At 74.2% G+C, this 20,511-nt stretch carries 15 protein-coding genes and 1 pseudogene; 5 read left to right on the top strand and 11 right to left on the bottom strand.

What is annotated here, in order from left to right:
• The first annotated feature begins 98 nt into the window (after window positions 1-98).
• Window positions 99-1,580, top strand: a complete 1,482-nt coding sequence (locus tag ACIO3O_RS20680) for a hypothetical protein (RefSeq protein WP_401747811.1) — start codon at window positions 99-101, stop codon at window positions 1,578-1,580.
• Between the two features lie 482 nt (window positions 1,581-2,062).
• The gene (locus ACIO3O_RS20675; RefSeq protein ID WP_401747809.1) at window positions 2,063-4,807 is read left to right on the top strand and encodes a methyltransferase domain-containing protein; all 2,745 of its coding nucleotides are present in this window, start codon (window positions 2,063-2,065) and stop codon (window positions 4,805-4,807) included.
• A gap of 60 nt (window positions 4,808-4,867) precedes the next feature.
• Here ACIO3O_RS20675 and ACIO3O_RS20670 read toward each other — a convergent pair whose 3' ends face one another.
• The 6 genes from ACIO3O_RS20670 to ACIO3O_RS20645 all read right to left on the bottom strand — a co-directional run bounded on the left by ACIO3O_RS20670 (window position 4,868) and on the right by ACIO3O_RS20645 (window position 12,497).
• Window positions 4,868-5,323: a hypothetical protein gene (locus ACIO3O_RS20670; RefSeq protein WP_401747808.1), complete on the bottom strand. Its 456-nt coding sequence runs from the start codon at window positions 5,321-5,323 to the stop codon at window positions 4,868-4,870.
• A gap of 35 nt (window positions 5,324-5,358) precedes the next feature.
• On the bottom strand, window positions 5,359-6,519 hold the full coding sequence (locus ACIO3O_RS20665; protein ID WP_401747805.1) for a hypothetical protein: 1,161 nt from the start codon (window positions 6,517-6,519) through the stop codon (window positions 5,359-5,361).
• A 142-nt stretch (window positions 6,520-6,661) separates the two neighbouring features.
• A complete protein-coding gene (locus ACIO3O_RS20660) occupies window positions 6,662-6,991 on the bottom strand; it encodes a hypothetical protein (RefSeq protein WP_401747804.1) in 330 nt (109 codons plus the stop codon).
• Between the two features lie 81 nt (window positions 6,992-7,072).
• Window positions 7,073-7,843: an SDR family NAD(P)-dependent oxidoreductase gene (locus tag ACIO3O_RS20655; protein WP_401747801.1), complete on the bottom strand. Its 771-nt coding sequence runs from the start codon at window positions 7,841-7,843 to the stop codon at window positions 7,073-7,075.
• Window positions 7,844-7,935: 92 nt separating this feature from the next.
• Window positions 7,936-10,203 (bottom strand): protein kinase, encoded by a 2,268-nt coding sequence (locus ACIO3O_RS20650; RefSeq protein ID WP_401747799.1) that lies wholly within the window; start codon window positions 10,201-10,203, stop codon window positions 7,936-7,938.
• Window positions 10,200-12,497 (bottom strand): PQQ-binding-like beta-propeller repeat protein, encoded by a 2,298-nt coding sequence (locus tag ACIO3O_RS20645; RefSeq protein WP_401747797.1) that lies wholly within the window; start codon window positions 12,495-12,497, stop codon window positions 10,200-10,202. The genes ACIO3O_RS20650 and ACIO3O_RS20645 overlap by 4 nt, the downstream gene beginning before the upstream one ends.
• A 405-nt stretch (window positions 12,498-12,902) precedes the next feature.
• On the opposite strand from ACIO3O_RS20645, the pseudogene ACIO3O_RS20640 reads away from it, so the two are divergent.
• Both ACIO3O_RS20640 and ACIO3O_RS20635 read left to right on the top strand, forming a co-directional pair.
• Window positions 12,903-14,505, top strand: a pseudogene (locus ACIO3O_RS20640) (TROVE domain-containing protein).
• A gap of 108 nt (window positions 14,506-14,613) precedes the next feature.
• Window positions 14,614-14,841, top strand: coding sequence for a hypothetical protein (locus tag ACIO3O_RS20635; protein ID WP_185025425.1), 228 nt, complete (start codon window positions 14,614-14,616; stop codon window positions 14,839-14,841).
• Window positions 14,842-14,955: 114 nt separating this feature from the next.
• Here ACIO3O_RS20635 and ACIO3O_RS20630 read toward each other — a convergent pair whose 3' ends face one another.
• From ACIO3O_RS20630 to ACIO3O_RS20620, 3 genes are all read right to left on the bottom strand, one after another.
• Window positions 14,956-15,156: a hypothetical protein gene (locus ACIO3O_RS20630; protein WP_401747795.1), complete on the bottom strand. Its 201-nt coding sequence runs from the start codon at window positions 15,154-15,156 to the stop codon at window positions 14,956-14,958.
• A gap of 99 nt (window positions 15,157-15,255) precedes the next feature.
• The gene (locus tag ACIO3O_RS20625; protein ID WP_401747793.1) at window positions 15,256-16,503 is read right to left on the bottom strand and encodes a TerD family protein; all 1,248 of its coding nucleotides are present in this window, start codon (window positions 16,501-16,503) and stop codon (window positions 15,256-15,258) included.
• Window positions 16,504-16,621: 118 nt separating this feature from the next.
• Complete coding sequence (locus ACIO3O_RS20620; protein WP_401747791.1) at window positions 16,622-16,840, bottom strand: hypothetical protein; 219 nt, start codon at window positions 16,838-16,840, stop codon at window positions 16,622-16,624.
• 94 nt (window positions 16,841-16,934) lie between these two features.
• On the opposite strand from ACIO3O_RS20620, the gene ACIO3O_RS20615 reads away from it, so the two are divergent.
• Window positions 16,935-17,990: an AraC family transcriptional regulator gene (locus ACIO3O_RS20615; protein WP_401747788.1), complete on the top strand. Its 1,056-nt coding sequence runs from the start codon at window positions 16,935-16,937 to the stop codon at window positions 17,988-17,990.
• 159 nt (window positions 17,991-18,149) lie between these two features.
• On the opposite strand, the gene ACIO3O_RS20610 is transcribed toward ACIO3O_RS20615, so the two are convergent.
• The gene (locus ACIO3O_RS20610) at window positions 18,150-18,962 is read right to left on the bottom strand and encodes an NAD-dependent epimerase/dehydratase family protein (RefSeq protein ID WP_401747786.1); all 813 of its coding nucleotides are present in this window, start codon (window positions 18,960-18,962) and stop codon (window positions 18,150-18,152) included.
• 115 nt (window positions 18,963-19,077) lie between these two features.
• Entirely contained in the window at window positions 19,078-20,292 is a 1,215-nt protein-coding gene (locus ACIO3O_RS20605; protein WP_401747784.1) for an MFS transporter, read from the bottom strand.
• Between the last annotated feature and the right edge of the window lie 219 nt (window positions 20,293-20,511).

Raw genomic sequence — 20,511 nt, 5'->3', positions numbered from 1 at the left:
CGGGTACATGAACCCCATGGGACCGGTGCAAATACGTCTACGCTGGGGGCCGCTCCACCCCCTTTTGCCCCACGTGCGTCACCGAGGAGAACCCCCAGATGTCCGAAGACCGCCCCACCCTGCCGCCGGTGCGGCTGCACTCGGACGCGGAGCTGGCGCGGGACGCGCTGGCCGCGCCGCTGTTCGCCCGCGCCGTCACGCTCGCCCGCTGGGCCTCGCCCGACACCCGGGTCGGCGCGGGCGGCGAGCTGGTGGAGGAGCAACTCCCGGACGCCGCGGCCCTGTTGAAGCTCGGCCCGGACGACGGGGTGGAGGACGAGGAGGACGCCGCCGCGTACGCGAGCGAGGCCTGGCGCACGGCCGTCGACACCGGGCTCGTGGACATCGCCGACCCGGAGGACCCCGAGGCGGAGGGCGCGTACGGCACGGCCGCGCCCGGCGAGGCCCTCGCCGTGGTCGCGGGCGGCAGCCCGCAGGACGTCCTCGGGCTGTGGCTGGAGGCCTTCGAGACGGCCTTCGCCGACGCCACCGCCCCCGTGCTCGACGACCTCGGCGCGATCCTCGGCGACGACGGCGAACTCGACTTCGAGGCGCTCGACTGGGACCCGCAGCAGGAAGCGGAATTCCTGGAGGCCGTCCTCGGCAACCTCTACCTGCTCACCGTCTCCGAGGGCGGCCCCGAGGACGGCTGGGTGCCGCTGCCGGCGCTGGCCGCCTCGATGATCGTGCCCGACGACATGGGCGAGCCCACCGATGACGTACTGGAACAGGTCTCCGACGCGATGATGCGTCTGGACGACCAGTTCCGGGTGCTGGAGCCGGTGGGCCTGGTGGCGTACCGCCCGGTGGACGAGGCGCTGATGGCGGAGGAGCCCGCGGACGCGCCCGCCGTCCCGGACGAGCTCGACGAGGACGACGTCGCCCGGTACGGGATGGTGCGCCTGACCCCGCTCGGCCTCTACGGCGTACGGGCCCGGATGCTGGAGGCCGGGGTGGACGCCCCCGCCGTCGGCGACCTCGCCGACAAGGGCGCCGACGTCCTCCTGGACTCCCTCGCGTACTACCCCGAGCAGGCGGGACGCGCCGAACTGGAGCAGTGGCTGGCCCGGCGCGAACCGGCCGCCGCCGCCGAGGAGTTGCTGTCCGCCGCCCGGGGCGAGGACCCCGGTGCGCCGCTGCGCAGGCTGCGCTGCCAGCAGGGTCTCTCGCTGGTCGACGCCGCGGCGGAGCCGTCGGTGCGGGCCGTCCTGGACGACCGGGAGCTGGGCGGCCTGGCCCGGGTCTGGCTCGCCGAGCGGGGCACGGCGGACGTGCCCGTGCCGCCGGAGGAGATGGTCTTCTGGCTCGCCGTCGACACCATCGCCGCCCAGCTGGACGCCGACGGGGAGACACCCGAGCTGGAGGAACTGGTGGTGGGCCTGGTGGGCCAGCACACCGGATTCCTGGACTCCGCCTGGCGGGTGGACCACCCGGCGACGGCCGCGGTGCTGGAGGCGATGGGGCGGCTGCACCCCGAGAAGAAGATCGCGAAGGAAGCGAAGAAGGCCGCCTTCAAGGCCCGCTCGCGGACGGGCGCGTAGGCGGCTGCCGACCGCAGGTTGTCCTGAACTGCCCCCGGGTGCACGGCACTCGGGGGCAGTCCCGTGCCCGGGGCATGTGCCCGTTGCCGCAGGCCGGGAGGGGATCGCGTGGTTCCGGGTGGCTGGAAGAAAACGGCGCACTGGGGGCGCATCCTGACCGGTTCGCGCTCCCTTGTGTTGGGTATCGGTTGGATGCCGCAGGGTGTGGCGTACCTCCGAGGGCTGTGCGCCGGCCGAGAGGCAGATGCAGATGACGATGGCCCCGGCCCATGGACCCCCGCCGTGGGACCGGTAGCGGAAGGGCCTCGTCGTCCCTCCCCCTGTACGGCTGTTCGGCGCTCCGGTGTCCCGTCGGGTCCGTCCCGGTCGGGCCCGGGCCGCCCGTCCGCCGCTCGCCCACGGGCGCTCCCGCGCGCGCGAGCGGCCCGGCGCGAATCCCCCCGCGCACCCGTGTCGTCCACGGCCCCGAGAAGGACTCCTCCATGACGCCCGCCACCGCAGGCCCGGCCCTCATCGGCCGGGCGGGTTTCGACCCCGGCCAGGTGCCCCAGTACTACACCCGCAAGACGTCCGACATCCTGCACAAGTACGGGCCGGGACCCCGCACCCACTTCCACGTCGGGATGTTCGGTCCCGGCGAGCACCCGCAGACCACCGTGGCGCAGCGGGTCGTCAAGCGCCGCATCCTCGCCGCCCAGGAGGCCGTGCTGGCACATGCCGCCGACCTGTGGGACGTGGCGTCCGCGCCGCCCGAAGCCCTCCTGGACGTCGGCTGCGGGCTCGGCGGCGGCTCGCTGTTCTGGGCGCAGGAGTACGGGGCCCACGTCACCGGGCTCACCGTCACGCCCGACCACATACCGGTGATAGAGGACTTCACCCGCAGGGCGGGCGCCCAGGGGCAGGTCACCGCCGTGCTGGGCGACGCGCACCAGTGGGACCGGGAGCGGGCGTTCGACGCGGCGGTGGCGATCGAGAGCTCCGGCTACATGGACCGCGAGCGGCTCTTCGCGGTGATGGCGAAGACCTTACGGCCGGGCGGCTGGTTCGGCATCCAGGAGCACTTCCTGTGCCGCCCGGAGTGGACGGACTTCGTCGACGGCTACTACCGCACCCGGCTGGGCACCCTCACCGAGTACATCGCGGCGGCCCGCGCGTCGGGCTTCGAGCTGGAGGTGGACGAGGACATCACCGACCGGGTCGCCGAGTTCTGGGTGCAGTCGATGGCGTGGACGACGGCGGAGATCGAGGGCATCGACCAGGGCCGCGGCTCGCCGATCGCCCGGGAGCGCCTGGTCGAATCGGCCCTCGCGCACGGCACGTTCTACCGGGTCTGGCGCGACCACGCGCTGGAGACCCGCCTCCTGCTCTTCCGTCTGACGGGCGGCCCGACCCCGTCCCCGGCACCGCCGCAGAGCGCGCCGCAGCACACCGGAGCCCCGGTCCCGGGCGACGACGCACCGGGCGCGGGCAACGGCCCCACCGGGCACGGGTCCGCCGGGCGCGAGGCCGCCGGGCACGGGTCGGCGGGACGGGGCGGGCCCTCCCGCACCGGCGAGACGCCGGGGCGAACCGGCGCGCCATCCGGTCGCACGGGGAGCGCGGACGCGGGTTCCGGCCGTACGGGACGGGGGCCCACGGGGTCCGGAGGCTCGGGGTCCGCAGGCGCGGGGTCGGGGCGTACGATCCCGGAACGCACCGCACCGGGCGAACGCACCGCACCGGGCCGCACGGCACCGGGCCGCACCGCACCGGAGACCGCCGACCCGGCAGCCGGACGTACCGCATCCGCATCCGCATCGGCGCCCGACGCCCCGGGGCGCACGAGCGGGACCCGCAGGGTGCCGGCCTCCGCCGAGGGTCCGGGCCACATCTCGGCCCAGGGCTCGGGTCGTACCCCTGCCGAGGGCGCGGGCCGCGCCCCGGCCCAGGGCTCGGGCCGTACCCCTGCCGAGGCTTCGGGCCGCGCCCCCGCCCAGCCCCCGGCCCGCACCCCCTCCGCCGCGTCCGGCCGCACTCCCGACCCCGCGTCCGGCCGTGCCCCCGCCCCCGCCGTGCCGGTGGCTCCCCGGGCCGGGGAGGTCGCCGCGCAGCGGTTCGGGCGGACTGCGGCCGATGCGGCGCGGCGGGGGGCGACCGGGCCCCGGTCCGCGCTGGGGGAGAGCCTGCCGCCGTTCTACTGCCCGCTCCCCGATCCCGGCGTCCACCCCGACGCCGAAGCGCTCGGCACGCACGCCCTCGCCTGGGCCGACCAGTACGACCTGTACCCGGACGCCACCGAACGGGCCTGGGCGCAGGCCATCCACAACCCCGACTTCGTCTGCCGGGCCATCCCGCACGGCGACGCCGAGACCCTCCTGCTCTTCATGGAGTGGAACTACTGGGCGTGGGCGGTCGACGACTGGCAGGACTCCGGAAGTGCCGCCGGGCGCACCGCAGTTGTCGTCGACCACGGCCAGCGGGTGCTGCGCGCCCTGGAGGCCCCCGGCTCCGGCCTGCTGCCGCCCGGCGCGCTCTCCGCCGCCCTGGACGACCTCGTGACGCGGACCCGTGCCCGGTTCACCCCCACCCAGTTGCACCGGCTGACCACCGGCACCCGGGATTGGCTCGCCGGAGTCGCCGGGCAGACCGCCAACACCGAACGCGGCCGGATGCCCTCCCTCAACGACTACGTCGCCCAGCGCGTCTCGGTGAACGGCACCCGCTTCTCGCTCGCCTTCAGCGAGGTGGCGAACGGGATCCACCTGCCGTCGGACCTTCAGTTCTCCCCGCCCGTACAGGCGTTGACGGACGCCGCCGGGTTCATCGTGAGCTGCGACAACGACCTCTTCTCGTACGCCATGGACGACCACCTCGCCCCGCCCGCCCAGAACCTGGTCAACGTCCTCGCGAGCGCGCGCGGCCGCGCCCCGCGCGACGTGCTCCCCGAGGCGGTGGTCCTGCGGGACCGGGCGATGACGTACTTCGCCACCCGGGCCGACCGCCTGATCGCCGGTCGCAGCCACCCCGAACTCCCGCGCTACCTCCAGGCGTTGGAGACGTACGTCGCCGGGTGCATGCGGTGGATGAGCGACGCCCCCCGGTACGCCAGCCCCCGCAACCGGCACCCGCTGCCGGTCCGCGGGGCCTCGTACGGCATCACCGTCACCGACCGCCCCGCACCCGGCGGCGAACAGGACGGACCGGTGCCCGGGCTGCCCGCGCTGGACTGGTGGTGGGAGCAGGAGTGAGACACGGGTACGGGCCCGGGGTGTGCGCCCCGGGCCCGTACGACAAGAACTGACGTGACGTCAGATCTGGTACAGCGTCGTGTGGTTGAAGGAGGACGACGCTCCGTCGAAGCCGTACGTGCCGCGGTAGGACGGCGGGTTCTGGTACTGGCCGACGATCGTGATGGTGTTGGCGCAGGAGCCCTGACCGGCCCGCTTGGCGTCCAGCCGCAGCTGGTTGCCGATCGAGCCGCCCGTGATGTCCCACGGCGCCCCGCAGATCCCGGAGGTGATGCGTCCGCCGGTGACCGTGAACGGGGAGGTGTTCGGGTTGATGCGCAGTTCCATCTCGAACGTGGTCGCGCCGTTGTTGAGCTGGAGCTTCACGGGCACCGTGAGGGCCTCGGCCGACACGTCCGTGAGCGGGGCGAACGCCTCGTCGCGGGTCTTGACCTCGGCGCCCTGCGCGTTCAGGTAGCGGTGCTCGCGGCGCTGCTCGGACTCCGCCTTGGAGGACTTGCGTGACTGGGTGGTCATGGTGGTGGACCTTCCTTCCGCCGTGAGGCAGGCCGTCAGGCCAGCTGCTCGGCGATCTCGACGCGCAGCAGCGCGCGCACGTGCTCGATGTGGTTGGCCACGGTGACGACCTGGGACCCGGCGAAGAGCAGACCGACGGCGACGTTGTCGAGCGAGGTGACCAGCGAACCGGAGTCGCCGCCCGCCGAGATGTTCGTCGTGAGGATCTGGTCCTTGAAGCGGGCGGTGCCCGCCGTGCCGTAGTTGACGTCGATGGTTGCGTCGGTCGCGATGACCCGGCCGAAGCTGATGTTGGTGGTGCGGCCGGTCTTCTTCACCCGGTCGCCGACCGCGATGTTGGTCCGCCGCCGCCAGGCCCTGGGCGCGCCGCTGAAGTACTGCTCACGGGTCGCGTCCTGGAAGTCGACCGCCGCCAGCGCCGCGTCGACGATGTTGTTGTGCCGCTCCAGCGGGATCTGCGGGGCGAACTGGATGCTGATGAAGCGGTCCAGCGTGCCGATGGTGTCCGCGGGGGCCCGCCCGCCGTCGAAGAAGCCCGGCTGCACGACGGGGCTGCCCGCGGGCGCGCGGTTGGAGTCGGCGAGCACGTGGTTGTTGCTGAGGATGTAGAACTTCGCGGGCGTGCCCAGGCCCGCCGCGGGCGGATCGGTGGTCGCGCCGGGCAGGAAGTCGTACACGACGCTGCCGAGCGTGCCCGCCGTCACCTGCACGTTGCCGACGGAGATGCCGGAGGGGGCCGGACGCATCCGGCGCTTGAGGAGCTGCGGTTCGAACGTGCCGAGCCCGCCCGCCTCTTCGAGCATCGGCTGCCCCAGCATGCCCGACTGCTCGCTGACGCTGCCGTCGGAGCGGTACTGGTCCTGCTCGTGCGCGCCCTTGCGCTGCTGGCCGCGCTGCTGGAAGCGCTGCGCGGAGACGTGGCCGACCGCCACGACGTCGGTGGGAGTGCCGTCGTCCATCGTGCGCGGAATGACGTCGCGCTCGGGGAGCATCGACTCGGGAACCTTCTGGTTCACGAGCACGAGCACCGCGGGCTCGCCCGTCGGCTCGCCGTTGGTCCACTTCACGCCGTGGCCGAAGCCGACGACGTTGGCGAGCGGAGACTGCGGGCGCAGGAAGTCCGACAGCGCCTGCTGGCGCGAACTGTCGCTGATCTGCCCGCCGGTGGGTCCTCGCATCATCTCGGGCTGGCTCACGCCAGACCACCTCTTCCCCGGTGAGTGTGTGGGGTGCGTGTGTTGTACGGAGGGGTGCCTGTGGCATGCGGGTGCGCGAAAGAGGGCGCGAAGCGGTACGGGTGCGAGGAGCGTGCGCAGGGGTCCGGCGCCGGACCTCTGGTCAGAACTCCTCGGGGTCGTCCTGGGCCTCGACGTCGCCGATCGCCACGACACGCACGGGCACGCCTTCGAGCGAGCCGGGCACCACGTCGGTGGAACGGAGTCCGTCGCGGGAGACGATCCGCGTCACGAAGACGACGATCACGTCCTCGCCCGAGTACTCGTCCCGCCCGGTGCTGACTCCGGTCACATTGGCCAGCTGAAGCAGCCGGCTCTCATGGAGGTCACGGGCCTGCCTGGCATCCACATGGCTCGCCCCCTCGCGGTCGCTGTCACCGCCGGGGGCTTCCCCCGACCCCGGCCGGTACGGCATGTCTATTGCCGCCGACACCGGGGGTCAAGGCATTCCGCATGAAATCTTGGGAAGAGAGGTGATCTGCCCCAGTCGACCTTGTTTCTGCCGGTACAGACCTCAAGTCCGCAGGTACGAAGCCCCATTGAGGTCCAGCACGGTGCCCGAGGCCCACTCGGCGGCGGGCGAGGCGAGCCACAGCACGCCCTCCGCGATCTCCTCCGGTTGTGCCACCCGCCCGAACGGACTCTGGGCCACGATCGCCTCGCCCTCGGCCCCCGACAGCCGGTGCGCCACGCGTTCCGTCGCGAAGAACCCGGGGGCCACGGACGCCACCGCGATGCCGTGCGGGGCCAGGTGCACGGCCAGCGACTGCCCCAGCGCGTGCACGGCCGCCTTCGTCGCGCCGTACGCCGGGTGGTCGGGCTCGCCCCGGAACGCGCCGCGCGAGCCGACGTTGACGATCCGCCCGCCGGTGCCCTGCGCGATCATGCGGTGCGCGGCGAGGTGGCTGAGGTTCGCCGTCGCGAGCAGGTTGACGCAAACGTGCTGTTGCCAAGCCGCCGCCCAGTCCTCGTACGCCGTGCCGTCCAGCGGGTGCGGGGTGTTCACGGCCGCGTTGTTGACCAGTACGTCGATCCCGCCGAGCCCCTCGGCCGCCGCGTCGGCGACCGCCTTCGCCCCCTCGGGGGTGGTCAGGTCGCCGCCGGTCAGCAGGTGCCCGCTGCCCTCCAGGGACGCCAGGGTCTCCTCGGCCTCGGCGCGCCGGGAGCCGAAGTGCACGGCGACCCGGTCCCCGTTGGCGGCGAAGGCGCGGGCGAGGGCACGCCCGAGACCGCGGGACGCGCCGCTGACCAGGACGCGGCGGCTGGTGGAGGGGAAGGGGGGCATGGCGGGCCTCTCGGTGGTGCGGGTCCGTGCGCGGCACGGGGTACGGGCTACGGGGTACCTCCGACGATCATGCACCCCGGGCCGACGGCCGGTCAGACCCGGTTCACCGCCTGCACCGTGCGTTTGTCCAGGCGGGCGTACCAGCCCGAGCCGTCCGCCGCCAGCTCGCTGATCGGGCCGGACGCGGTCCAGGTACGGGCCGGGGCGCCGGTGGTGAGGTCGTACGCCGTGCAGGCCGCACCCGTCGCGGCGTACACCCGGTTCCCCGCGACCACGGGCGGCAGCGAGGCCCCCGCACTGCCCGCGCGCTCCCACCGCGTCGCACCGTCGGCGAGCCGCACCGCCCGCACGGCACCCGGGCCGGGACGGTGCAGCAGCAGACCCCCGGCGACCGGCGGGGCGTGCCCCGCGCCGCCGGGCAGCGGCCGCCAGGTCGACTCCAGGCCGGTGCTCGGCACGCTCCACCGCCGCTTCCCGGTCGCCGGGTCGAAACCGGTCACCTTCCCGGCGGCGTGCGCGAGGCCCGTCCCGCCCACGCACGCGAGCGCGCTCGCTCCCGCCCCGGGACGCAGCCCGAGCGAGGGGCCCGCGAGGTGCGCGCCGCTGCGGACGTCGAGCACGTGCAGGACGCCCGACGCGGTCAGCAGGTGGAAGCGGCGGCCGTCCGTGCCCGTGGCGACCACGGGTCCCTCGACCCGGGGCTGCTCCCACAGGACACGGCCGTCGGAGGTGTCGTAGCAGGTCACCGGCGTCGGCTCGGGTCCGGTCAGCAGCAGCGCGCGCCCGGCGAGCACGGGGCGCCCCCGGGGCGGTGCCGCATCGACCTGCCAGGAGGGCCCGGCGAGCTCCTTGTTGGCGCTCGTCGTGTACGACACCACTCCCGCCGCCACACCCACGAACCACCCGGGGGCCACCTGCCCGAGCCCCGCCACCCGCACCTTCGCGCCGTCCGCCGGCGCGAGCCCGGTGTCCGTCAGCTCGGGGGCCACCAGCACCCCGCCCACCACACCCCACAGCCGGGGCACCTCGCCCCGGCTCCCCGCCGACCAGCGCACCGCCCCGTCCGCCGCGCCGAGGGCGTGCACCGCGCCCTGCGTGGAGCCGTAGCCGTCCGAGCCGTGCGCCAGCAGCACGCCCGCCGCACCGCCCGGCAGCAACACCCCGTCCACCAGGCCTTCGTCGGCGGTACGGGACCACCGCAGCGCCCCCGGGGCCCGCGACCCGGCGGTCAACTTCCAGTCCGGGGAGGGGGGTTCCTCCGCCCGCGCCCCGAAGGCCCGCACCCCGGCCCACACCGCCAGGCCCACGGCCCCGCTCCCGGCCGCACCGAGCAGGGCCCGGCGGCCGACGGTCCGGCGCCGGGACCGCACAGAGGGCACGTCCGTCCTCACGGCAGGCACGTCCGCCCTCACGGAGGGAGTGCCCGCCCTCGCGGAGGGCAGGTCCGCCGGGCGTCTCTCCGGGACCGCGTCCCGCGGCTCCGCGTCCCGTGGTTCCGCCTCCCGCACCAGCGCCCCCACCGCCCCCTCCCGCCACCACAGCGGAGCCCCCGGCTCCTTCAGCGCGGCCAGCACCTCGGGGACCCCCGGGCGGCGGTCCGGGTGCCGGTCGAGACACCGGCGCACCACCTCCCGTACCTCCCACGGCACGCCGTCCAGCTCCGGCGCGTCGTGCACCGCCCGGTACAGCAGCACCGCCGCACCCGCCCGCCCGAACGGGCCCTCGCCCGTCGCCGCGAACACCAGCACCGCACCCAGCGCGAACACGTCCGCCGCCGCCGTGACCTCCGCGCCCTCCACGATCTGCTCCGGTGCGATGAAGCCCGGCGTGCCGATGATGTCCTCCGCCGAGGTCAGCGCGGAGTGCGGCGAGCCGGTCAGCCGGGCGATCCCGAAGTCGATGACGCGCGGCCCGTCCGCCGTGACCAGCACGTTCGACGGCTTGAGGTCCCGGTGGACGATCCCGGCGGCATGGATCGCGGCCAGCGCCTCCGCGAGGGCCGCACCACAGGCCCGTACCGAAGGAGCGGGCAGCGGACCGGCCTCGGCGACGGTGCGGCGCAGGGTCACCCCCGGCAGGTACGCGGTCGCCAGCCACGGCACCTCCGCGTCCGGGTCCGCGTCGAGCACCGCCGCCGTGTACGCCCCGGTGACCGCACGCGCGGCGGCGGCCTCGCGGCGGAACCGCTCCCGGTAGTGCGGCTCGGCGGCCAGGTGCGCGTGCACGGTCTTCACGGCGACGAGCCGGCCCCCGGCCGTCCGCCCCAGGAACACCTGCCCCATCCCGCCCGCACCGAGCCGCTCCAACAGCCGTATCCGGCCGAGGCGGTGAGGGTCGCCGGGCAGCAGCGGACCGCTCACGCCGCCTCCGGGCCGCGCAGCGTCAGCAGGGTGCGGTCCACGCACAGGTGGAGGAGGCCGCCGCCCGCCGCCGCCCGCACCCGGCTCATCCGAGCCACCGGCACCGCCCACGCCAGCCTGCCCGTCCGGGCGTCGAGCGCGTGCACACCCCAACCGGTCGAGCGGCGGGCCGGGTCGGCGGACCGGGACGGGTCCGACCCCGACGCGTAGAGGAGCCCGTCCGCCACCAGCGGCGGGACCCCGGCGGTGTCGTCGAGGCGGCGCACGTCCGTGCGCACCCACAACTGGTGGCCCGTCGCCGCGTCCAGGGCCCGCAGATCGCCCCAGTCACCGGTGTGCACCAGGCCGTCCGCCGCCGTCGGGGTGATCGTCGCCTCGCTGCCCACCGGGCGCGACCAGCGCCGCTCGCCGGTGGCGAGGTCGACGGCCGCGACCGCCGCCGGGCCGGGGTAGTGCCGCACCCCCGTGGAACCCGGGTGCGCCTCCGGGTGCGCGGAACCGCCCGGGATCTCCCGCTCCGGGGTGCCGTCGCGGTCGCGCAGGACGACCAGCGGGCCGTCGGCAGGTTCGCGGACCGTCACCGGGCGTTCGGAGGTGGCGACCGCGAGACGGCCGCCGTGCTGGTGGACGGCGGACACGCCCGTCACCGTGCCCGCCCGGTGCCACAGCGGCCTGCCGTCGCGCGCGTCGAACCCGTACGCCCGCCAGCGCCTGCCCGGCTCCGTGCGCCGCTCCCACAGGGTGTCCGACGCGGCGTACGTGACCAGGCAGACCACCGAACCGTCCGCCGTCACATGCGCCGACTGGCCCTCCCGCTCGCCGGCGGACGGGTTCGGGGCGTCGCGCCGGAAGGGATTCATGACCAGGCCCCGGGTCTCCCAGCGGCGCGCCCCGGACGCCGCGTCCAGCGCCAGGACTCCCGGGCCCAAGGAGGGCCGTCGCAGCACGTACACGGCGTCGCCCAGCGGCCGCACCCCCTGGACGTCCGTGTCCTCCAGCCGCCACCGCACCTCGCCGGACGCCGCGTCGAAGCAGGTCAGCAGGCCGGTCGTACGGACGTAGAGCGCGTCGCCGTGCCGCAGCACCTCGCCGCCGTACGCCGGTGAGGTGGCCAGGTCGCGCGACCAGACCGTACGGCCCGCCGTCCACGCGAGGGTCCCCTGCTCCGGCTCCGGCGACCGCACCCCGTCGTCCAGCAGCAGCACGGCGGCCGTGGTCGAGCCCCCCACGGCGGTCACGGCCGCCCCCGCCCAGGCGAGGAAGCGCCGCCGGTGCGGCGGATGCGGCGGTACGTCGCAGGGGGCGTCCGGCGCGTCCCCCGTGCCTTCCGCGCCCGGCGTCCGGAAGGCCGCCGGGACCTCGTCCTCCCACTCCTCCTGGGCCGCGACCAGCTCCGCCGTCGCCTCCTCGTGCTCCCGTACGAGACCGGCGACGGGCTCCTCCTCCCACCACGGCAGCGCGGCCGCCCGCCCGGCACACCACTCCAGCGCCTCCGCGACGGTGGGCCGGTCACCCGCGTCCAGTGCGAGACACCTTCGCAGGAACACGTCCCACTCCGCGTCCGGCACCCCCAGCAGGCACGGCGGCTCGTGCAGGGTGCGGTGCAGGACCTGCGGGGCGGTGCCCGAACCGTACGGATTGCGGCCCGTGCTCGCCAGCACCAGCAGCGCCCCGAACGCGAACACGTCGGCGGCGGGCCCCACTTCGCCCCCACGGCCCAACTGCTCGGGCGCGATGAAACCGAGCGTGCCCACCAGCTCGCCCGTGCCGGTCAGCGGCTCCCCGCTCTCCTCCGCCGCACCCTTCGCCAGACCGAAGTCGAGGATCTTGGGGCCGTCGTGGGTGACGACCACGTTCGCGGGCTTGAGATCCCGGTGCACCAGCCCCGCCGCGTGCACCGCCGCCAAGGCCTCGGCGAGCGCCGCACCGAGCGTGCCGAGCGCCGCCGAGTCCAGCGGCCCGAGCGCGCTGATGACGTCCACCAGGGACGGCCCGGCACAGAACTCGCTGACCAGCCACGGCAGTTCGGCCTCGGTGTCCGCGTCGAGCACCGCCGCCGTGAACACGTCGTCCACCGCCCGCGCCGCCGCCACCTCCCGGCGGAACCGCTCCCGGAAACGGGCGTCGGACGCCAGCCGGGGATGCAGGGTCTTCAGCGCGACCAGCCGCCCCGCCGGGGAACGCGCCAGCTCCACGCGCCCCATGCCGCCCTCCCCGAGCGGTGCGACGACGTGGTACCGACCCGGATACCGTTCCGAACCGGTCGACCCGGCTTCGGACGCTGCGGCTGACATTCGCTCGGCTCCCCTCCCGCTCGCCCGGACGGCGCCGGACGCTGATTGCGACGCCCCAGGTGGGGCGCACGGTTGCGCGGGGGCACCTGCTGTGACGTAACGCACCGGGCGATTAATGCTTGGCGCGGGTGGGGGACGTACTCCTAGAGTCGGTGACGTGCCCAGGTGCGCAGGCAGGACCTACTTCCGATGGAGGTTCCTGGGGGAAATTCCGGCAGCCTTTTGTGCCGCTATCCCTCGGTGCCTGTGAAATCCCTGGTTCCGCCGCATCGGAACTCTGGGCATGCGCTTTTGTGCACCTCCCGGTGCGCGGGCAACGGCTACTTCTCCGCCGGAAATCAACGCCGTTCGCCGCTTCTGACCTCGGGAGGCCCTTGCAGACAAGGTAATGCGGGGGAATTCACCATGGCTCGTTTCACCACGCGTGCCGCGAAGGCACGCGGTCCCGTTTCGCCCGTGACCACGACCGGCGTGACCACGACCGGGCGGACGACCGTCAACCACCAGGGCGGCACGGGACACCTCCGCGACGCGAAGTCGGAGCTTTTCCTCCTGTCGGTCGCCAACTTCGTCTCACAGAGCACCTTCTACGAGACCGGGGAGGCCCGCGACACCCGCTTCGCGACCCTCGTGCGCGAGCTCGCCGTCAGTGACCCCGCGTGGACGGCCGGACTGCTCGGCTGGCTGCGCGGCGAGGGGCAGCTGCGCACCGCGTCGGTCGTCGGCGCCGCCGAGTACATCAAGGCGCGCCTCGACGCGGGGGAAACGGACGGGCCGACGAACCGCAGCGTCGTCGCCTCCGTCCTCCAGCGCCCCGACGAGCCCGGTGAACTCCTCGCGTACTGGACCGCGTTGTACGGCCGCGCGATCCCCCAGCCCGTCAAGCGCGGCGTCGCCGACGCCGTCCAGCGGCTCTACAGCGGAAAGGCGCTGCTGAAGTACGACACCGCCTCCCGGGGGGTTCCGCTTCGGCGACGTCCTCAACCTGGTGCACGCCTCGCCCGACCCCGCCAAGCCGTGGCAGGGCGAGCTGTTCCAGTACGCCCTGGACCGCCGCCACCACCCCGAGACCGCCGTGCCGCCCGCGTCGAACCGGACGCTGACCGCACACCGCGCGCTCATGGAACTGCCGGTGGCGGAGCGGCGCGCCCTCCTGGGCGCACCGGACGCGGCCGAGCGGCTGGCCGGGGCGGGCATGACCTGGGAGTCCCTGGCCGGGTGGCTCCAGGGGCCGCTGGACGCGCAGGCCTGGGAGGCGATGATCCCGTCGATGGGCACCATGGCGCTGCTGCGGAACCTGCGGAACTTCGACGAGGCAGGCGTCTCGGACCGGGTCGCGGCGGGTGTCGCGACGAAGATCTCCGACCCCGAAGTCGTCGCGCGGGGACGGCAGTTCCCCTTCCGCTACCTCGCCGCGTACCAGCACGCGCCGTCGCTGCGCCGGGCGTACCCGCTGGAGCGGGCGCTCGGCCACGCGCTGGCCAACGTGCCCTCGCTCCCGGGTCGCACGCTTGTCCTGATCGACCGGTCGGGCTCGATGTTCTGGTCGCGGGCCTCGGAGCGGTCGAAGCTCAGCCGGGCGGACGCGGCGGCGGTCTTCGGCACGGCGCTCGCGCTGCGGGCCGAGTCGGCGGACCTCGTCGAGTTCGGCACGGACAGCCGTCCGGTGACGTACGCGAAGGGGGAGTCGGTGCTGAAGGTCCTTCAGCGCTTCGGCGACCTCGGCGGCACCCGCACCGCGGCCGCCGTCCGCGAGCACTACGACGGCCACGACCGGGTGCTGATCGTCACGGACGAGCAGAGCGCCGCCACACACCGCGACGATGTGTTCGAGCCCGTCCCGGCCCATGTGCCCGCGTACACCTGGAACCTGGAGGGGTACGCGACCGGTCACGCTCCGTCCGGCACGCCCGGCCGCCACGCCTTCGGCGGGCTGACCGACGCAGCCTTTCGGATGGTTCCCCTCCTGGAGTCGGGGCGGTCCGCGAACTGGCCGTGGCAGGCCTGACGAGGGAAGGGTCCCGGGGCGGGCGGGGAACGTGCGACGGGGCGGGCGGGAGTGCCTGCCGGGAGACGGGCATGGCATCTGGCCTCCGGTGGGCGCATACTGAAGGTAATGACAAAGCCAGCCGGAGCCCGGCGACACCTGCCGTCCAGTCCCTTCAACGTCCCGGCCCCGGCCGCCCCGCCCATTGAGAACTACGAGGTGGGAGACCGGGTTTCGCATGATCAATTCGGACTCGGAAGAGTCGTGGGAGTCGAGGGTGACCTCGCCGTGCTCATCGACTTCTCCGGACGTCAGGGGCGGATCCTCAGCCCCTACTCCAAGTTGACCAAGCTCTGAGCCCCCGCGGCTCCGGGAAAACGCCTCCGCCCCGTACTCCGATCATCACGATCGGGATACGGGGCGGAGGCGTTCCGGTTGCGTCGGCACGGGGAGAGAACGGGAAATCGGACCCTACGAAACGGGTTCCGTCGCGTCGTCGCGCATCGCGGCCGCCCACTCGACGAGAAGCAGTTCGTACTCCTCCGAGGGCCAGGCCCCGTCCGTCGTCTGCGCGTCCACGAGGCGGCGGATCGCCGCGTTCGTCTGGTCCGCACCGGAGGCTTCGGGCCCCGAGGGGTCCGGGCCGGGGGCGGACGGAGAGATGGTGGACATGCCTTCCAGGCTACGTCCGGGCCTCCCCGGCCAAACCCCTCCCGCACGTGGCATCCGTCACGCACCCGCCCTCTGTGTCCCCATGCCTTCCTTCCGCCCCTACAGTGCCTGGGCCGCGGGCTTCACCATGCCGCGTACCGTGCGGGACTTCACGAAGTCGCCCATCGCGGTCATTTCCCATTCGCCGCTGAACTGCTTGATCAGCTTGGCCATCATGACGCCCGTCTGCGGCTCGGCGCCGGTCAGGTCGAAGCGGACCAGTTCCTCGCCGGTGGCGCCGTCGATCAGACGGCAGTAGGCCTTGGCGACCTCGGTGAACTTCTGGCCGGTGAAGGAGTTCACCGTGAAGACCAGGCCCGTGGCCTCCGCCGGGATGCGGCCGAGATCCACCACGATGACCTCGTCGTCGCCCGCGCCCTCGCCCGTGAGGTTGTCGCCGGAGTGCTTGATCGCGCCGTTCAGGATGGACAGCTTGCCGAAGTAGCAGCTGTCGATCATCTTGCGGTTGCCGTCGTAGGCGATGACCGAGGCGTCCAGGTCGATGTCCTTGCCGCGGAACGCCGGCTCCCAGCCCAGGCCCATCTTGACCTGCGAGAGCAGCGGGCGGCCGCCCTTGACCAGGGAGACCGTCTGGTTCTTGGTCAGGCTCACCCGGCCCTTGTCCAGGTTGATCTTTCCGGCGCCCAGCGGCGGGGCGGCGGGGGCCGCCGGGGCCGGGGGAGCGGCCGGAGCCGCCGGGGCGGCCACCCGCGGGTCGTACGACGGCACGGGCGCCGACGGCGGGGCGGCCGGGGTCTGCGGGGCCGGGGGCGCCACGGGGGCGGCCGGGGCCTGCGGGGCGGCCGGGGCGGCGGGCTCCTCGACCGAGACGCCGAAGTCGGTGGCGATGCCCGCCAGCCCGTTGGCGTAGCCCTGGCCGACCGCGCGGACCTTCCACGCGCCGTTGCGGCGGTAGACCTCGACGACCACCAGGGCGGTCTCCGCGCCCAGTTGCGGCGGCGTGAAGGTCGCGATCACGGCGTTGTCGTCGGCGCCGCGCACCGTGGCCGTGGGCTCGATGCCCTGGAAGGTCTGGCCCGCGGCGTCCGGGCTCGCGGTCACCACGACCCGCTCGATGCCCGGCGGCAGCGCGCCCGTGTCCACCAGGATCGCGTCCGGGGCCGTGCCGCCGCCCGAGCGGTAGGTCACGCCCGGCCCGGCGGGCTGGTTGTAGAAGATGAAGTCGTCGTCGGAGCGCACCTTGCCGTCGGCGGTGAGCAGCAGGCCCGACACGTCGAGCCGCACCGGGGCGGCGACGTCCACGGCCACGCGGGCGGTGGGAAGCGGAATGTTCGAGCCAGGGGTCATTGCGGTCATGTACCGGGTAACGACCGGGGGCGCTTTGCCGTTCCCTTACCCGCGAAGAATGTGCGCCCGCCGCCCGGACGGCCCAGCGCGGGCCCCTGAGCTGCGGTGTCCGGTGTGCTCAGCGGTTGCGCGGATGGTTGCGGGCCATGCGCTCGTTGCCGAACTTGTACGCCCCCGTCCAGCGGGCCATGACCAGCTGCTCGTCGCCGCTCATCACCTCCGCGAGGAACTTCTCCGCACGGCTTCCGCGCAGGGTGGAAGCGGCCCGCTGGTGGTGGGTGATGACGACCGTGCCGTCGCCGCGCTGCTCGTATCGGAATCCGTGGGGCCTGGGCATGAGCGCAATGATGAGCAGCGGAAACCGCCCGCGCGAGTGAATTTAGACGCAAGAGCCTCCGTCGGGGTGACGGCCCGGTCCTACCCTGGCGCCCGTGCACACCTTCCGGTCCGCCGACCTCGACGAGACGCGTCGGGCGATCGGCGAGAGTTTCTACACCACTCGTATCGACCCGCTGGGTGAGCCGGGCGTCTTCGAATCCCGGATCGACACCGCGCAGGTCGGCTCCCTCACCGTCGGGGACCTCGTGCTCGGCGCCGATCTGCGGATGCGTTTCGGGGAGCTGGGCCACTACCACGTCAACGTCCTGCTGGGCGGCACCCTCGCCTGGCGGCAGCGGGGCCGGGCCGAGGCGGTCGCCACCCCGCAGCGCGGCTGTGTCCTCGACCCCGAGTCCGTCACCCGCATCGACCACTGGAGCAGGGACTGCCGCCTGCTCGCCCTGAAGATCGAACCGGACGCCCTGCACCGCCAGTTGGAGCTGCTGCTCGACCGGAGCCTGCGCGGGCCCGTCGACTTCGTGCCCGACATCGACGTCTCGCGGGGCGCCGGACGCAGCTGGGCGCGGCTGATGTCCTGGGCGGTGGAGGAGGCCCGCGACACCGAGGGCCTGCCCGGCCACGCGGTGATGGCCGCACCCCTCCAGGAGGCCCTGCTCAACGGGCTGCTGCTGGCCGCCGACCACCCCTACCGGGAGGAACTGGCCGCCCCCGCGCCCCCGTTGCGCCCCGCCCCCGTCAAACGCGTCCTCGACCTCATCCACGCGCACCCCGAACACGCGCACACCGCCGCCTCGCTCGCCGCCGTCGCCCAGGTCGGTGTGCGGCGCCTCCAGGAGGGCTTCCGGGAGCACCTGGGGACGACCCCGACCGCGTACCTGCGCGGCATCCGGCTCGACCGGGTGCGCGCGGACCTCGCCCGGGCGGCGCGGGACGGGGCCGCCGGGACCACCGTCGCCGACGTCGCCTTCCGGTGGGGCTTCGGGCATCTGGGCCGGTTCGCGGCGGCCTACCGGGCCCGGTTCGGCGAGAGCCCCTCCCACACGCTGCGGCATCCGGGTTCGTCGCGCGACGACGTCCGCCCGGGTTCGCCGCGCAAAGCGGACGAGGGCCGCGCGGAGCGGATCGTGCCGTTCCGTCGGGCCCTCTAGGTTGTGCCGTATCGCGGGCGCGCTCGCTCTTTTCCGGTTCCCCCCGGTGGGTTCGTCGGCGATGTTCACCGGCCGGTCCCGGGAGCGCAGGGCGCGGGAGGCCCCGCGGTTCCGGGCCCGGCCGTCCCGTTCCTCGGGGCGGCCGGGCCCACGATCCGGCTAGTAGGGCCACTGCGGCGGGTCGGTGCAGAAGGACCCGCCCAGGAAGTCGTGCTCCGGGTCGCCCGGAGCCGGTTCCCCGTGCTCGGCCAGCAGCTTCTCCGCGTACTGCTCCGAGTCGTCCTGCGGCTCGTACCCCAGCGCCCGCGCCGTCGACAGGTCCCAGCACAGCCGGGTGTTCGCCGAGGACCCGTACACCACCGTGTGCCCGACGTGCGGCGCGGTCAGGGCCGCGTCGAAGAGCCGGGCGGCGTCGCCCGGGCTCAGCCACATCGCCAGCATCCGCACCGTCGACGGCTCCATGAAGCACGCGCCGACGCGCACCGACACCGTCTCCAGGCCGTCCCGGTCCCAGTACAGCTGCGCCAGGTCCTCGCCGAACGCCTTGGACAGCCCGTAGAAGGTGTCGGGGCGGTGCGGGGCGTCGGCCGGGACGAGGGGGCCGCGCGGCCCCGGCATCGGGGTGAAGCCGACCGCGTGGTTGCTGGAGGCGTACACGATCCGGCGCACGCCCTCCTCGCGGGCCGCCTCGTAGAGGTTGTACGTGCCCTCGATGTTGGAGCGGAGGATCTTCTCGAAGGGGGCCTCCAGCGAGATGCCCGCCAGGTGCACGATCGCGTCCACCCCCTCGACGGCCTCCCGCAGCGCGTGCTTGTCGCCGAGGTCGGCGGTCACGGCCGTCGGTTCGCCCTCGATGGGCGTCGCGTCGAACAGCCGCAGCTCGTACCCGTACGCCGGGAGCAGGCCCCGCATCAGGGTGCCGATGCCGCCGGCCGCGCCGGTGAGCAGGAGAGTGCGGGAAGCAGCGGGCATGGGAGGGGCTCCTCAAGGGTTCCGCGACGGTGCGCCGGTGGGGGCGGCGACCGTCGCGACGCTAGGGAGCGGGGTGCGGCCGCGTCAAGTAATGGCCGCAGTACGGCGGTTCGTGCTACAGCCGCCCGACTCGGTCGAATGCGGGACCGAAAGCGAGCGCGAGTGCCGTGGCGACGCCCGCCGCCCCCGCCGCCGCCAGCACCCAGCGGTGGTCCAGCACCGCGACCAGCCCCGAGCCGAGCGCGATGGCGGCCGTCATCGGCCCGTACACGAGGGTCGTGGCGGTCGCGGAGGTACGTCCCAGGAGCGCGTCCGGTGTCTGCCGCTGCACCGCCGTCAGTGCCACGATCAGCACCCACGGCAGCCCGAGCCCGATTCCCGCGCTGCCCGCCAGCACCGCCGCGTCGTACGGCAGTACGCGCAGCGCCGTCGACACCGCGAACAGCGCGATGCCCGCAGCGGCCAGTACCCGCTCCGGCATCCGGCGCAGCAGCGGTCCGGCGAGGACGCCGGTGAGGACGGTGCCCGCGCCCTGGACCGCGTACAGCACCCCGAGGTAGGCGGGGGAGCGGCCGAGGCCCGTGTCGACCACGGCGAAGATCATGGCGCTGCCGAGGCCGGAGAGCACCATCGTCGCGGAGGCGGCGAGCACCAGCGGTCGCAGGACCGGTGAGCGCCACAGATACCGGGCCCCGTCCGTCCAACGTCCTTCCGTACGGGGCGGCTTGGCGTCCTCGCGCACCCGCAGCAGCGCGATCAGCCCGGCCGCGAGGACGAAGGTGAGGGCGTCCAGGAGCGCCACCGGCAGCCCGCCGAACCGGGCGAAGAGCGCCGCCCCGGCCAGCGGCGCGAGCAGCTTGGTGCCCTCCTGGGCGGTCATCCGCAGCCCGTTGAAGTCGCCCAGCAGCCGCTTGTCGACAGCGGTGGCGACCAGCGCGGACTCGGCGGCGTCGGTGAGCGTCCCGGCGACCCCGTACAGGACGAGCACGCCGAACAGGATCCCCACCCGGTCCGCCGTGTCGACGGTGACGAGGGAGGTGAGCAGGAGCGCCGTCGCGAGGTTCACGGCGATCAGCAGCGGGCGGCGGCGGAACCGGTCGGCGACCGCGCCCAGCAGGGGACCGGCCAGCACCGGCAGCCACATGCAGAAGGTGGTGAGCGCGGCCAGGGAATCGGACCCGGTGAGGTCCTTCACCCAGATCCCGGCGGTCAGCCACAGGGCCGTGGTGCCGAAACCGGACACCACGACCACCGACAGGAAGAGCGACGCGTTGCGGTCCCGCAGGACGCGCGGCCGAGGCTCGGCGGTCTCTCTGGTCTCTGTGGTCACTGCCGGGTCCGCCTTCGTTCCGTCCGGGTGGGGGCGGGGCCAGCGTGGCAGCGCGGGCGGCTCCGGCGGATCGGGAAGGTGCCCTAGATTCCGGGCTCCCGGGGTCCTTAGATCCCTGTGCAGATCCCTGTGCCCGGCCGGATCTCCGCCTCGCCGTCCGGCAGCCGGCCGCTGCGGATGGTCGTGAGCGTCGACCTCCCCCCCCCGCTGACATGGGAG

It is taken from the genome of Streptomyces sp. NPDC087440 (assembly GCF_044744005.1).
GTDB lineage: Bacteria > Actinomycetota > Actinomycetes > Streptomycetales > Streptomycetaceae > Streptomyces.
Note: the sequence above shows the minus strand (reverse complement) of the source record. Positions and strands in the feature narration are given on the sequence as shown.

Excerpts from the sequence above, each read along its gene's own strand:
- ACIO3O_RS20630 (WP_401747795.1), bottom strand. The coding sequence starts at position 15,156 with ATGTCCACCATCTCTCCGTCCGCCCCCGGCCCGGACCCCTCGGGGCCC.
- ACIO3O_RS20675 (WP_401747809.1), top strand. The coding sequence starts at position 2,063 with ATGACGCCCGCCACCGCAGGCCCGGCCCTCATCGGCCGGGCGGGTTTC.
- ACIO3O_RS20645 (WP_401747797.1), bottom strand. The coding sequence starts at position 12,497 with ATGTCAGCCGCAGCGTCCGAAGCCGGGTCGACCGGTTCGGAACGGTAT.
- ACIO3O_RS20620 (WP_401747791.1), bottom strand. The coding sequence starts at position 16,840 with ATGCCCAGGCCCCACGGATTCCGATACGAGCAGCGCGGCGACGGCACG.
- ACIO3O_RS20635 (WP_185025425.1), top strand. The coding sequence starts at position 14,614 with ATGACAAAGCCAGCCGGAGCCCGGCGACACCTGCCGTCCAGTCCCTTC.
- ACIO3O_RS20670 (WP_401747808.1), bottom strand. The coding sequence starts at position 5,323 with ATGACCACCCAGTCACGCAAGTCCTCCAAGGCGGAGTCCGAGCAGCGC.
- ACIO3O_RS20610 (WP_401747786.1), bottom strand. The coding sequence starts at position 18,962 with ATGCCCGCTGCTTCCCGCACTCTCCTGCTCACCGGCGCGGCCGGCGGC.
- ACIO3O_RS20680 (WP_401747811.1), top strand. The coding sequence starts at position 99 with ATGTCCGAAGACCGCCCCACCCTGCCGCCGGTGCGGCTGCACTCGGAC.
- ACIO3O_RS20625 (WP_401747793.1), bottom strand. The coding sequence starts at position 16,503 with ATGACCCCTGGCTCGAACATTCCGCTTCCCACCGCCCGCGTGGCCGTG.
- ACIO3O_RS20655 (WP_401747801.1), bottom strand. The coding sequence starts at position 7,843 with ATGCCCCCCTTCCCCTCCACCAGCCGCCGCGTCCTGGTCAGCGGCGCG.